Source organism: Alloalcanivorax sp., assembly GCF_964221125.1.
GTDB lineage: Bacteria > Pseudomonadota > Gammaproteobacteria > Pseudomonadales > Alcanivoracaceae > Alloalcanivorax > Alloalcanivorax venustensis.
Genome location: NZ_CAXPXK010000039.1, coordinates 1 through 11792, shown reverse-complemented (window position 1 = coordinate 11792; position 11792 = coordinate 1). Strand labels below are relative to the sequence as shown.

Below are 11792 nucleotides of genomic sequence, written 5' to 3'. Positions count from 1 at the left end.
ACCACTCAGGCCCTCGTCATCCTGGCTCGTAAACTGGCCCGCATCGCCTTCGCCCTGATGAAAAACCAAACCACCTATCAGGCAAAGGCTAGGCCAGCTTGTGGGACAACATAGAATCTCCCACAAGCCGCTGCCCTGAGCGGACGTTATTCCGAATCCTCGGCGCGGGCCGCCTGGTAGGCGCGGAATTCCGCCAGGGCCCGTTTGCTCAGTTGCAGCAGCTCGGTGGTCTTGCGTTCCCGCGAGCCGCTCTCGACGCGCACGAAATGGTCGCCGTCCATGGTCAGCAGCAGCACTTCGTGAAGCGGCCGCCGGCCGGGCTGATTGACCAGGTAGCGGGCGCTGGCGGTGAGGCGGCCTTCCAGGTCGAACAGCCGCTCGCTGGTGAAGCGGATCGACTGGTTGTCGCTGTTGTAGACCCGGTTGATGCGTTGCTGGCGCAGCTGGCCATAGTGGCCGGAGACGATGCGCTCCTGGCCCAGGTCCTGCCAGCCCGCCGGCAGGCCGTAGACGGTCACGGTGAGGCGGGTGCCCGGGTCGCCGAACAGCCACTGGCGCCAGCCGGAGCGGTCGCTGCTGATCTCGCCGTTGCTCTCCAGGCCGGCGAGCTCCGGCGGCCCGCGGAAGCGGTCCAGGGCCAGGGTCTGGCCGGCCAGCTGCCGTGGCAGGCTGCCGCCGTCGCCGCCCTGCAGGGTCCGGATGTTGTTTTCCGGTGCCGGGGCGGCGCAGCCGGCCAGGCTCAACACGGCGCCGGCGAGCAGGGCGAACAGGGTACGGCGAAAGCACATGGTCGGGACTCTTAACCAAGGGGACGAACGAAGGTTCTTTTTTACAGTAACCGCCCCCTGACCGTCACGCGATGGTGGCGTCACTATTGCCAAATTTGTCCTGTAATGCGTCCGGCGCCGTGCTAATTTTTCGGGATGAAGGCCCGGTACGCGAGGACGGGCCGTCGAGCCAAGGAGGCGATGGTGGCACAACGAAAACAATATCCGGCCATCCTGCTGTTAGTGAGCCTGGTCACCGTGCCGTTCCTGGTGGTCGCGGTGCTGTTGTTGCAGTACCGCGTGGGCCTTCACGAAGGCTACCAGCGCATGCTCGACGACGTGCGGATTTTCCGCATCGGCCTGGCGGTGACCGCGCCCCTGGAAGAAACCCGCGACCTAGCCCCGGCCCGGGTGCACCTGGAGGTGCCCGACCTGGAAGCGCGCTTTCTGCGGGCGCGGCGCAACACCGAGGCGCGCCTGGACGACTTCGTGCAGGCGGTCTCCGGCAGCGCCATCCCCAGCCTGCTGGATCAGGTGGTGGCGCTGCGCCGGGAGTGGCGCGAGCTGAGTCCGGCCACCGGGCTGGCCGGGCGGGACGTGTCCGGCCCGTTCGATAACGTGGAGCAGATCAACGGGCGGCTGCACAACGCGCTGGCGGCGGTGCTCTACATGGGTGACATCGCCGTGCCCACCCGCCCCAGCCCCAACGAGGCCCTGTCCCTGCCGTTGAACGGGCTGCGCCAGCTCAGCCATGATCTGGGCATCATCCGCGCCATCGCCGTCTACACCAGCCTCAACGGCGGCTACCTGAGCACCGTGGACCTGCGTCAGCTGGAGCGGGCCCTGGCCCGGCTGGAAGAGTTGATTCCCCAGGTGGAAGGGCAGATCCAGGCGCTCGCCTCGCGCACCGACCAGGCGCGGCTGCGCCAGCAGTGGCGGACCACCCACGCGGAATTGGAAAGCTACCTGCAGTGGTCGCGGCAGACGCTGCTGCTGCCGTCGCGGGTGACCGTCACCTGGCAGGAGGCGCTGGCCGAGGGCGGCGATCGCCAGCAGCGCCTGCGCGATCTCAGCGAGGACATCACCGGTGTCGCCGTGATGCTGGTGGAGCAGGGGCGCGGCAAGAGCCTGCGCGACAGCGGGCTGATCGCGGCCGGCCTGCTGGTGCTGTATCTGCTGGTGCTGGTGCTCAGCCTGGTGTTCTTCCACTTCGCCACCCGCGCCATTCGCGGCCGCGCGGAGGTGCGCGCCAAGAGCCAGTTCCTGGCGCGCATGAGCCACGAAATACGCACGCCGCTGAACGGCGTGCTGGGGCTGGCGGAGCTGCTGCGTGAAACCAACCCGTCGCCGCGTCAGCAGGAATACATCGGCTTGATCGAGAACGCCGGCCGCACCCTGAATACGCTGGTCAACGACGTGCTCGATTACGCCAAGCTGGAAGCCGGCAAGCTGGAGCTGGAGCAGTCACCGTTCGATCCCGCCGCGTTGCTGATCGATTGCGCGCACATGTTCAGCCTGCCGGCCAGCGACAACGGCGACCTGGTGCTGGTGGACGCCGACGCGGATATCCCGGCGCAGCTGCGCGGCGACGCGCCCCGGCTGCGCCAGGTGCTCACCAATTTGCTGTCCAATGCGATCAAGTTCACCCGCCACGGCTGGATCCGGGTGGGCGCCCGCTGCCTGGAGGAGCGCGACGGCCGGGCGATGATCGAGTTCACCGTCAGCGACAGCGGCATCGGCATGACCCGCGAGGAGCAGCGCCGGCTGTTCCAGAACTTCAGCCAGGCGTCCGCCTCGGTGGCGCAGCGCTTCGGCGGCACCGGCCTGGGGCTGTCGATCAGCCAGGAGCTGGTGCGCCTGATGGGCGGTGACATCGAAGTGCGCAGCGCGCCGGAGCAGGGCACCACCTTCCGCTTCGTGATTCCGCTGCCGGTGCTGGAAAAAGCGGTGCCGATGCCGGAATGGACCTCGGTGCCGGCGCTGGTGTGGGACCCGGTGGGCAACCTGGGTGAGCTGCTGCAGCGCGACCCGCGCTTCTCCCGGGTGCGGGTGGTGGACGACCTGGCGGCGGTGCAGCGGGCGCTGAGCGAGGACGACAGCGGCCATCTGCTGGTCAACGGCGTCAGCGACGGGGTGCTGCTGGACCAGGGGCTGCGGCCGGCCCGCGAGCGCCACGCCGGACTGCGGCCGGTGTTGCTGTGCGGCATGCGCGAAAGCGGCGAAGTGGTGATGCGCGACGACATCACCCTGGTGCGCCGGGCGGTGCTCACGGTGACCGAGCTGCAGCAGCTGATCAGCGACAGCGGCCCGGGCCAGGTGCCGCTGCTGTCCGAGCGCGAACCGGTGGACACCCAGGGCGGCCTGCGCGTGCTGGTGGCCGAGGACAACCCGGTCAACCAGATGGTCACGCGCGGCTACCTGGAGCGCCTCGGCGTGCCCGGCCCGGTGCTCAGCGGCGACGGCCGCAAGGCCCTGGAAGCGTTCACCGCCGGTGAAGGCCGCTACCGACTGGTGCTCATGGACCTGGACATGCCCGACATGGACGGCTTCGAAAGCGCCACCCGCATGCGCCGCCTGGAGCAGGAGAAAGGCTGGCCGCCGGCGGTGATCCTGGCGCTCAGCGCCCACGTCCTGCCCGAATACGCCGGCCGCATCCGCGACGCCGGCATGGACGGACAGCTGATCAAGCCGCTCACGCTTAGCGCCATGCAAGCGGCACTGCACCAATACCTGACGGACAGTTGAGAGTTAACAGTTAAGAGTTAACGGTGAATAGCTAAAGCCCTTTGCAGATACGCACGGTGCTATTGTGAAAACGCAAACCTGTCTGCTACGCACTGTTTTCAACTATTAACTGTTCACTGTTCACTATTAACTGGCTCTAAGGCGCCCCATCCTGAGGCGGCGCCAGCCGATCAGGCCGGCGACCTTGACCAGGGAGCTGAGGCCGCCGGCGTCGGCGAGGGGGGCTTTGCCGCGGGCGATGCGGGCGAGCTGCAGGGTGTACCAGGACACTTCCATCATCGCGGCGTTGTCCACGGCGCGGATGCCGGTGCGGATCGGCGCCACGGCGCTGACCGCGTCCTCGCCGGCGAGCAGGCGGTTGCTGAACGCCGGGTCCAGCACCAGCGGCCGGGCCAGGCCGATCACGTCGGTGGCGCCGTCTTCCAGGGCCGCCGCCATGCCTTCGCGGCTGCGGAAGCCGCCGGTCACCGTTAGCGGCACCTTCACTCTTGAGCGCACCTGCTCCGCGTAGCTGAGGAAGTAGGCTTCCCGGCGGCGGGTGGATTCGCGCTGGCCCTGGCCGGCCATGCGCGGCGCCTCGTAGGTGCCGCCGGAGATTTCAATCAGATCGATGCCGCGGGCGTCCAGCGCTTCCACCACCGCCAGGGATTCCTCCTCGGTGAAGCCGCCTTTCTGGAAGTCCGCCGAGTTGAGTTTGATCGATACCGGGAAGTCGCCGCCCACCCGGCGGCGGATCTCGTCGTAGACCTCCAGCACGAAGCGGCGCCGGTTTTCGGCGCTGCCGCCGTAGGCGTCCTCGCGGCGGTTGTGGCGCGGCGACAGGAACTGGCTGACCAGATAGCCGTGGGCGCCGTGGATCTGCACGCCGGAAAAGCCGGCCTCCTTGGCGAGCGCGGCGGTTTCGCCGAAGCGGCGCACCAGGTCTTCGATTTCCGCCACGGTGAGCGCCCGCGGCACATGGAAGAAGCGCTTCAGATTGGGGTCGGAGAACGGCACCGCCGAGGGCGACACGGTCTCGCGGTTGAGCGCCGCCGGCGCCTGCTTGCCGGGGTGGTTGATCTGCATCCACAGGTGGGTGCCGTTCTCGCGGCCGGCCCGCGCCCAGGCCTTGAGCCGGTCCATGTCGCGGCGGTCTTCCAGCACCACGTTGCAGGGCTCGCCCAGGGCGCGCCGGTCGATCATCACGTTGCCGGTCACCGACAGGCCGGTGCCGCCCCGGGCCCAGGCCCGGTAGAGGCGGGTGAGCTTGGCGGTGACCCGGTTGTCGGTGGTGCCGAGGGTCTCGCTCATGGAGGACTTGCCCAGCCGGTTCTTCAGCGTCGCGCCGCAGGGCAGCTCAAGGGGTTGGTCCAGCGTCACGGTCATTGCACGTCCTTACGACAAAAACGTGAAAGTAGCTATAGTGCCTGTTCCCCTCGTGAATGCAGTGTCCGCACGGGCCAATCTTAGCTGCTGTGGGAGCGGGTCTTTGTGGGAGCTTGCCTTGCAAGCGAAAGGCCGGCTTAGCCGGCCGGCAGGATTCCAGAGACTGGTCTAAGGGCGGCACAAGCAAGGTCTCTGGAATCCCGCCGGGAGCTTCGCTCCCTTTCGCGGGCTGGGCCCGCTCCCACAAATCTGGCTCACCCCAACGACTCTTGTGGCGGCGGGCCGGCGCCGGGATAATCCGCGCCATGCTGGATACCTATCTGAATGAACTGGACGCGGCGCTGCCGTCGCTGTTGGGCGAGGGCGGCGCGCCGGTGGCGGCGTTGACCCGCCACCGTTTGCTGGACAAGCCGCACGGCGATCTGCCGCGCTGGCATGACGCCGTGGCGGCGTTGCCGCCGGGGCCGGCGCCGTGCCGGCTGGACCGGGACCGGGTCACCATCGGTGAGCCGGGGGCGGTGGACCCCGAGGCCCTGGAAGCGGCCTTGCGCGGCTTGATGCCGTGGCGCAAGGGGCCGTTTGAATTCTTCGGCACGCACATTGATACCGAGTGGCGCTCCGACTGGAAGTGGCAGCGGGTGGCGCCGCATCTGTCCGATCTGCGCGGGCGGCGGGTGCTGGACGTGGGCTGCGGCAGCGGCTACCACGGCTGGCGCATGGCCGGGGCCGGCGCCGCCCAGGTGCTGGGCATCGACCCGACGGTGCTGTTCCTGATGCAGTATCTGGCGGTGAAGCGCTTTACGCCGGAGACGCCGTTCTGGTTCGCGCCGCTGCGCATGGAGGAGCTGCCCGCCGGGCTGGCGGCGTTCGATACGGTGTTTTCCATGGGCGTGCTGTACCACCGCCGTTCGCCGCTGGACCATCTGCTGGAATTGCGCGACGTGCTGCGCCCCGGCGGCGAGCTGGTTCTGGAAACGCTGGTGGTGGAAGGGGACGAGCGCGCGGTGCTGATGCCCGAGGGGCGTTACGCGGCGATGCGCAATGTGTTCTTTTTGCCGAGCACCGAGCATCTGGCGGTGTGGCTGCGGCGTTGCGGGTTCGACCGGGTGCGTTGCGTGGACGAGTGCGTGACCACGGTGGACGAGCAGCGGGCCACGGACTGGATGCGCTTTCAGTCGTTGCCGGACTTTCTCGATCCCGACGACCCGACGCGCAGCCGGGAAGGTTACCCGGCGCCACGCCGGGCGGTGATGATCGCCCGCAAGGCGTAGCGCGGCGGCCCGTTAATGGGGGATCAGCGAGGCTTCCAGAAGCTGATCGATCAGCAGCATGCGGGTGCGCTCATCGAGCCGCTGCAGCGCCGGGGAGAGGGTGCTCACCAGGGTGGTGTCGTCGTCGCGCAGCTGATCCACCAGGTCCTTGAGTTGTTGCGGCGAGGCGTGCCCGTTGGCGGCGTCGTCGCGGCGGCGTTGCGGGCGGCCGTTCACGGGGCTCTCTTCAGCCGCTTCAGCCGCTTCACCTGCTTCGCCTGCCTGGTGGTTGATCGCCGGTGCGTTGTGGCTGTCGTCCAGGGCGCGCCGTGACAGCGCCGGGCCGTCGCCGTGTTCGTTTTCGGCGGCGAGCAGGCAGAGCGTGTCCATAAGCAGTTCGCGCACGTTTTCGCGGGCCTGCTCTTCGGCTTGTTCCGGCGTCGGGTTGGCCACGTGCACGGCCATGGCGGTGTCCAGCTGCACGGTGAATTCGTCCAGGGTGAAGCGGGTTTTCTGAAACCACTGCTCCAGCCGGCGGGCCACGCAGGCGGCGCCGGCGGCGCGGGTGCCCGGCAGGCAGAGCACCAGATAGCCCCGTTGCCAGGCGATCAGCGCGTCTTCCATGCGGGTGCGTTGCTGCACCGCCTGGCCCAGTTGTTTTTGCAGACGTTGCAGGCGGTCGCCGCCCAGTTGTTTGCTCAACGACGCCACATCCTTAAGCTGGATGGCGAGTAGCGAGAGCGGTAATCGGTAACGCTGACAAAGAGACAGCAGTTGCGCCAGCGGAGTGAGACTATGGCTCTGAGCGCGGATCGAGGCAGTCCCGGCAGTCATTCAAATATCCCGTGTCGAGTTTATTATCGTGCTCCTGCGTATACACGGGCTGTCCTTAGCACTGTTTTTGCGCCATAAACTGGCTGTCGCAGAAAGATAGTAATTGTTTTGCTGAGCAATACGTCCGATTCGTACCAATGGTTACAGTAATGCCCGGCGCTGTTACAAAAGCGGTATCGGGTTGAACTGAAGGGGAACATCATGACCGCGATTTTGCTGTCCGCCGTATTGAGCGCGGCCATCACCTTGACCGTGGTGGCGATCTGGGGGCAGGTCTATTTCTTGCCGCGCCTGCGCCGCACCGTTCGTCAGGACATCGACGAGGAGGCCCGCAAGGCCTCCGATCTGATCGCGGAGAGCGTGGAGGAAGCGGTCAAAAGAGGTATCAACGAGGGCGTGCGCAATCTGCCCACGCGGGAAATGCTGGAGGAAACCAGCCGCAGCCTGGCGCGCTCCAGCACCGAAATTGTCGGCGAGCGCATCGGCCGCTTCTTCGGAAAGAAAGATCGCGACTAACGCGGTGCTATGAGCGGGCCTTTGTGGGAGCGGGCCCTGCCCGCGAAAGGCCGGTGCAGCCGGCCGGCAGGATGCCAGAGAGATATCTAACGGGAGCACAAAAAGCGTCTCTGGCATCCTGCCGGGAGCTTCGCTCCCTTTCGCGGGCAGGGCCCGCTCCTACAAGTCCGGTCTAGCTTTTGGGGCGATGCAGCAGCCGTCCCAGAATCAACGCCAGCCCCAGGCTGATCATGGCCAGCGACAGATAGTCGTGGGAGAGGGCGGTCCAGGTGGTGTGCCACTGGCCCAGGGCGCGCAGCAGCGACACCAGAATGAGCGTGACGCCGATCACCAGGAAGGCCAGATCGAGGCGGCGACCGCGGCGCATTTCCCGGCGCAGGCCGCGCACTTCCTCGAGGATGTCTTCCTGCAGCAGTTGCTGGCGGGCCACTTGCGCGGCCAGTTCGCCCAGGTGGTCGGGGATGCCCGCCAGCTTTTCCAGCCAGGCCGGGTCTTCGCGGCGCAGTAGCGAGAGCAGCTCGCGCAGGCGCACGTGGTCGTCCAGCCAGTTGCGCACCAGCGGCCAGAGGCTGAATTCGCTGATGGTGGCCTGCAGGCGTTCCAGGGTGTCGTCCGGGCCGGTGATGCGCAGGCTGTGCTCGGCGTCGCCGCTGTTGGGCGCCAGCAGCCAGTGCAGCATGGCGCCCAGCGCGCCGCGCACGCGCACGTCCACCGGGCCTTCGTAGTCGCTGAGCAGCTCCACGCCGTCTTCGTAGATCAGCACATAGAGCACCCACATGGGGCTTTCGCCGCGCAGGCGCACCACGGTGCCGTCCAGCGCCGCCAGTTGCCCGCGGCCGCGTTCGTCGCCGGTGAGCGCCTGGTTGAGCAGCGTTTCCAGGGCGCCGTGCATCAGCAGCCCGGTCAGCGACGAGGGGGAGGACATGGGTATACGAAATCCTTCTGTATCAAGGCGTTGGCCCGCTTGGAAGTATGAGGTATTTGCCGTCGGGTTGCCAAAAATTACGTTATTGTGCTTATTTCGCGCGGACCCGCTGCTTATACTAGGTCCTTTCACAATTACATAACATTGGCTTTTGTGACTCGGGTCGACGCTCGCGGGAACTGTTCGTCGTCACTTTAGACGGCTAGTCTAGCCTTTTCCCTGGGAGGGGAGTCTCTGCCCACATGCTGGATTCGATTTTTTCCCATCCGGATTTCTGGAAATACTTCAGTATTCCATTCATAGCCGGCGTGGTCGGTTGGACCACCAACTGGATGGCCGTGCAGATGACCTTCTATCCGTTGGAGTTCCTCGGCATCCGGCCGTTCTTCGGCTGGCAGGGCATCATTCCGTCCAAAGTGGAGAAGATGGCCGCCATCGTGGTGGACAAGACCCTCCAGAAGCTGGGCAGCCTGGACGAGTTTTTCCGTGAGATGGAACCGGAAAAGATCGCCGCCCACCTGACCAAGAGCATCCAGGGCCGCATCGAGGAATACGTCGACGAGGTGATGACCGAGCGCAACGCGGTGCTCTGGGAGAACCTGCCCCTGGCCGTGCGCCGGCGGGTCTACACCCGCGCCCGCCGGGCGATTCCCGCGGTGATGGATAACGTGGTCGACGATATCAGCCACAACCTGGAAAACCTGGTGGACATGAAGCACATGATTGTCGAGCGCTTGCGCTCGGACAAGGCGCTCATGGTGCAGCTGTTCCAGGAAGTGGGCGAGCCGGAATTCCGCTTCGTCATCAATTCCGGGTTCTACTTCGGTTTTCTGTTCGGTTTGATCCAGGTACCGATCTTCATCTTCGTGCCCAGCAACTGGGTGCTGCCGCTGTTCGGCTTTATTGTCGGCATCGCCACCAACTGGCTGGCGCTGAACGTGATCTTCCGTCCCCTCAACCCGGTACGGGTGGGGCCCTTCCGTCTGCAGGGCCTGTTCCTGAAACGGCAGAAGGACGTGGCGGAGTCGTTCGCGCGGCTGACCACCGAAGAGTTGGTGACGCTGCGCAACATCATGCACCAGGTGATCAACGGCCCGCGCGGCGACCGCACCAAGGCGTTGATCAAGCGCCATCTCAAGCCGCTGCTCAACGGCGGTATGGTGCGCACCGCCGCCCAGCTCACCGTGGGCCCGGGCGGCTACGCCGACCTCAAACGGGCGGTGGAAGAGAAGGCCGTGGACCTGGCGGTGGAGCCGTTCGAGGACGACAACTTCAATCGTGAGCGCAGCAGCATTATCGAGCGGCTGATGCGCGACCGCATGCAGGCGCTCAGCTCCGAGGACTTCCAGGACCTGCTGCGGCCGGCCTTCCAAGAGGACGAGTGGATCCTGATCCTGGTGGGCGGCTTCCTGGGCGCCATGGCCGGCCTGGCCCAGCTGATCTTCGTGTTCGGGCTCTGAGCCATGGAGAACGCCACTATCGCCACCGCCGACCTGATCCCGCTGCTGGTGGGCTGCGCGCTGCTGTCGTCGCTGATCACCCTGGCGGTGATCGGCGTGCTGGTGAAGTTCTGGCTGGGGCCGCGCCTGGAGCGCCATATCGACGAGCGCTTCGAGGCCGGCGCCGACCGGCTGACGCAGCGCTTCGTGGCGGTGCTCACCGGCAAATCCCGCGAGGTGATCCGCGACCGCGCCCGCGACCTGGCGCGCTTCGTGGGCGGCCGTCGCGGCCGCGACGCGGACGACGAGATCGACCCCTGACCCCCGGGCCCCACCCGCCCGGTGAGGCGACCCTTGTTCGACAATCAATTGGTTTCGCCTGTCATTTTTGACCTATACTCCCCTGGCGTTGATGGAGTAGAGGATCATGGCCGACCACGACAAACCATCCGATCAGGACCCGCGAATCGACGGCGATGCCGTCCCCGAGCACCAATCCGGAACCCCCGTGGATGAGCGTGGCCACCCGCTGCGCGCGCTCAGCGGTGCGTCCCGCGATCTGCGCAAGTACACCCATCAGATCTGGCTCGCCGGTCTGGGCGCCTTCGCCCGCGCCGAGGAAGAGGGCAACGGCTTTTTCGATGCCCTGGTGGAAGCCGGCCGCGAGGTGGAACGCCGCGCCAAGGACAAAGCGCCGCGCGTCGGTGAACTGAAGGAGCGGGTGCGCCACCATACCGGCGAGACCATGGATCGCATGGAAAAGGCCTTTGACGACCGGCTCGGCAAGGCGCTGTCCCGGTTGGGCATTCCCAATAAGCGTGAGGTGGACGCCCTGCGACAGCGCGTCCAGGAGCTCACCGACGCCCTGGACCATATCGACAAGGACGATCAGGACCCGCCGACGGGCCGCTAAGCGGCCCTTGTTCACCGTTTCCCACCAGTTTGTTCACACTGTTATCCACAAGCCTGGATAAAACCGGACAAAGCCGCCCCGGCGCGACCCGAACAGGGGCAGGGCGGCGGCGTCCCCGCGCCCGAAAAACGGGCAGCCCGCTTTGCCTTCCAATGACGCATTTTCACTATTGACAGGTTTACCGTGGACCGAAACTGTGCACAGGCCGGTAACAAGTGGGAAAGAAGGTAACAAATCCTTCCAGAAGTGCTGTCTTCACCTATAAATAACGGCTAAGTCATTGTTTAATAAGGGTTTTCATATTTTGGTTAAAAAAGCGTCAAATAGACAGAGGGGCCGGATTGCTGCCGCTTGGCCGACTTGTCCGCGCTTTTTCAACAGGTTTATCCACAGTATTTGTGGACAACCCGGCCTGGGGAAAACTCCGTTTCATATGTCTACCGGCGGACGGTTGTGACTGGTTAATTTCACCGCATTCTGGGGGACCGCCCGGCAACACCGCCCTGGCCATGGTCATCCAGTGTTTATCCACAATCTTGCCCACAGGATTTGTGCATAACTTCCGAGGCCATAAAAAAAACCCGGCCGGAGCCGGGTTTTCGTGGTGCGGCAGAGCGCTTGCTTAGAAGCGGTGCTTGTTGCCGTCGATGTCGGCCTGCATTTCCGGGGTGAGACGCTGGTAGCAGCTCTCGCCGGGCAGCAGCACATAGACCGGGTCGTTGTGCTGGTTGAGGTCGTACTTCTCTTCCTTCAGCTTGTTCTTCTGATGCTTGAAGGTGCCGGTGGTCTCCACGCCGTGGTCGGTGATGCGCAGGAACACCGGGATCGCGTAGGGCGGCAACTCGCGCTTGAGGTAGGCGCACAGGGCGGGCCAGTCCACTTCCTCGTGCGGGCGGTCGAGACGCAGCTCAGCCATGCCGGCGCGGCCGTTGGTGCCGGGGATTTCCACGCCGTAGACCACGGATTCGACGATCTGCTCGAAGCCGTCGAGAATCTGCTCCACCTCGGTGGTGGAGACGTTCTCGCCCTTCCAGCGGA

General features: G+C 65.7%; 10 protein-coding genes and 1 pseudogene. 6 read left to right on the top strand and 5 right to left on the bottom strand.

The features are described 5' to 3' along the window. Nucleotides 1–146 precede the first annotated feature (146 nt). On the bottom strand, nt 147–788 hold the full coding sequence (locus ACEQZD_RS05510; RefSeq protein ID WP_370184469.1) for a hypothetical protein: 642 nt from the start codon (nt 786–788) through the stop codon (nt 147–149). 183 nt (nt 789–971) lie between these two features. Here ACEQZD_RS05510 and ACEQZD_RS05505 point away from each other — a divergent pair, with 183 nt between their 5' ends. Beyond that, complete coding sequence (locus ACEQZD_RS05505; protein WP_335628575.1) at nt 972–3512, top strand: ATP-binding protein; 2541 nt, start codon at nt 972–974, stop codon at nt 3510–3512. A gap of 126 nt (nt 3513–3638) precedes the next feature. Here ACEQZD_RS05505 and ACEQZD_RS05500 read toward each other — a convergent pair whose 3' ends face one another. Beyond that, nucleotides 3639–4877 (bottom strand): NADH:flavin oxidoreductase/NADH oxidase family protein, encoded by a 1239-nt coding sequence (locus ACEQZD_RS05500; protein ID WP_370184466.1) that lies wholly within the window; start codon nt 4875–4877, stop codon nt 3639–3641. A 305-nt stretch (nt 4878–5182) separates the two neighbouring features. Between ACEQZD_RS05500 and cmoB the strand changes: the two genes are divergently transcribed. Beyond that, the gene (gene cmoB / locus ACEQZD_RS05495; RefSeq protein WP_335628573.1) at nt 5183–6148 is read left to right on the top strand and encodes a tRNA 5-methoxyuridine(34)/uridine 5-oxyacetic acid(34) synthase CmoB; all 966 of its coding nucleotides are present in this window, start codon (nt 5183–5185) and stop codon (nt 6146–6148) included. A 12-nt stretch (nt 6149–6160) separates the two neighbouring features. Here the strand turns inward: cmoB and ACEQZD_RS05490 are convergent, their stop codons facing one another. After that, nucleotides 6161–6961: a diguanylate cyclase domain-containing protein gene (locus ACEQZD_RS05490; RefSeq protein WP_335628572.1), complete on the bottom strand. Its 801-nt coding sequence runs from the start codon at nt 6959–6961 to the stop codon at nt 6161–6163. Between the two features lie 201 nt (nt 6962–7162). On the opposite strand from ACEQZD_RS05490, the gene ACEQZD_RS05485 reads away from it, so the two are divergent. Beyond that, a complete protein-coding gene (locus ACEQZD_RS05485) occupies nt 7163–7477 on the top strand; it encodes a hypothetical protein (protein WP_142948472.1) in 315 nt (104 codons plus the stop codon). A gap of 172 nt (nt 7478–7649) precedes the next feature. On the opposite strand, the gene ACEQZD_RS05480 is transcribed toward ACEQZD_RS05485, so the two are convergent. Further along, complete coding sequence (locus tag ACEQZD_RS05480; RefSeq protein WP_335628571.1) at nt 7650–8402, bottom strand: hypothetical protein; 753 nt, start codon at nt 8400–8402, stop codon at nt 7650–7652. 242 nt (nt 8403–8644) lie between these two features. Here ACEQZD_RS05480 and ACEQZD_RS05475 point away from each other — a divergent pair, with 242 nt between their 5' ends. From ACEQZD_RS05475 to ACEQZD_RS05465, 3 genes are all read left to right on the top strand, one after another. After that, nucleotides 8645–9862, top strand: coding sequence for a hypothetical protein (locus ACEQZD_RS05475; protein WP_335628570.1), 1218 nt, complete (start codon nt 8645–8647; stop codon nt 9860–9862). Nucleotides 9863–9865: 3 nt separating this feature from the next. After that, nucleotides 9866–10162, top strand: a complete 297-nt coding sequence (locus tag ACEQZD_RS05470; RefSeq protein ID WP_335628569.1) for a hypothetical protein — start codon at nt 9866–9868, stop codon at nt 10160–10162. A 106-nt stretch (nt 10163–10268) separates the two neighbouring features. Further along, on the top strand, nt 10269–10754 hold the full coding sequence (locus tag ACEQZD_RS05465) for a phasin family protein (RefSeq protein ID WP_335628568.1): 486 nt from the start codon (nt 10269–10271) through the stop codon (nt 10752–10754). A gap of 622 nt (nt 10755–11376) precedes the next feature. On the opposite strand, the pseudogene ACEQZD_RS05460 reads toward ACEQZD_RS05465, so the two are convergent. Further along, nucleotides 11377–11792 (bottom strand): annotated as a pseudogene (locus ACEQZD_RS05460) (long-chain-acyl-CoA synthetase); the annotation flags it as partial.

Coding starts and splice junctions, on each gene's coding strand:
- ACEQZD_RS05510 (WP_370184469.1), bottom strand. CDS start 788: ATGTGCTTTCGCCGTACCCTGTTCGCCCTGCTCGCCGGCGCCGTGTTG.
- cmoB (WP_335628573.1), top strand. CDS start 5,183: ATGCTGGATACCTATCTGAATGAACTGGACGCGGCGCTGCCGTCGCTG.
- ACEQZD_RS05470 (WP_335628569.1), top strand. CDS start 9,866: ATGGAGAACGCCACTATCGCCACCGCCGACCTGATCCCGCTGCTGGTG.
- ACEQZD_RS05465 (WP_335628568.1), top strand. CDS start 10,269: ATGGCCGACCACGACAAACCATCCGATCAGGACCCGCGAATCGACGGC.
- ACEQZD_RS05485 (WP_142948472.1), top strand. CDS start 7,163: ATGACCGCGATTTTGCTGTCCGCCGTATTGAGCGCGGCCATCACCTTG.
- ACEQZD_RS05490 (WP_335628572.1), bottom strand. CDS start 6,961: ATGACTGCCGGGACTGCCTCGATCCGCGCTCAGAGCCATAGTCTCACT.
- ACEQZD_RS05475 (WP_335628570.1), top strand. CDS start 8,645: ATGCTGGATTCGATTTTTTCCCATCCGGATTTCTGGAAATACTTCAGT.
- ACEQZD_RS05500 (WP_370184466.1), bottom strand. CDS start 4,877: ATGACCGTGACGCTGGACCAACCCCTTGAGCTGCCCTGCGGCGCGACG.
- ACEQZD_RS05480 (WP_335628571.1), bottom strand. CDS start 8,402: ATGTCCTCCCCCTCGTCGCTGACCGGGCTGCTGATGCACGGCGCCCTG.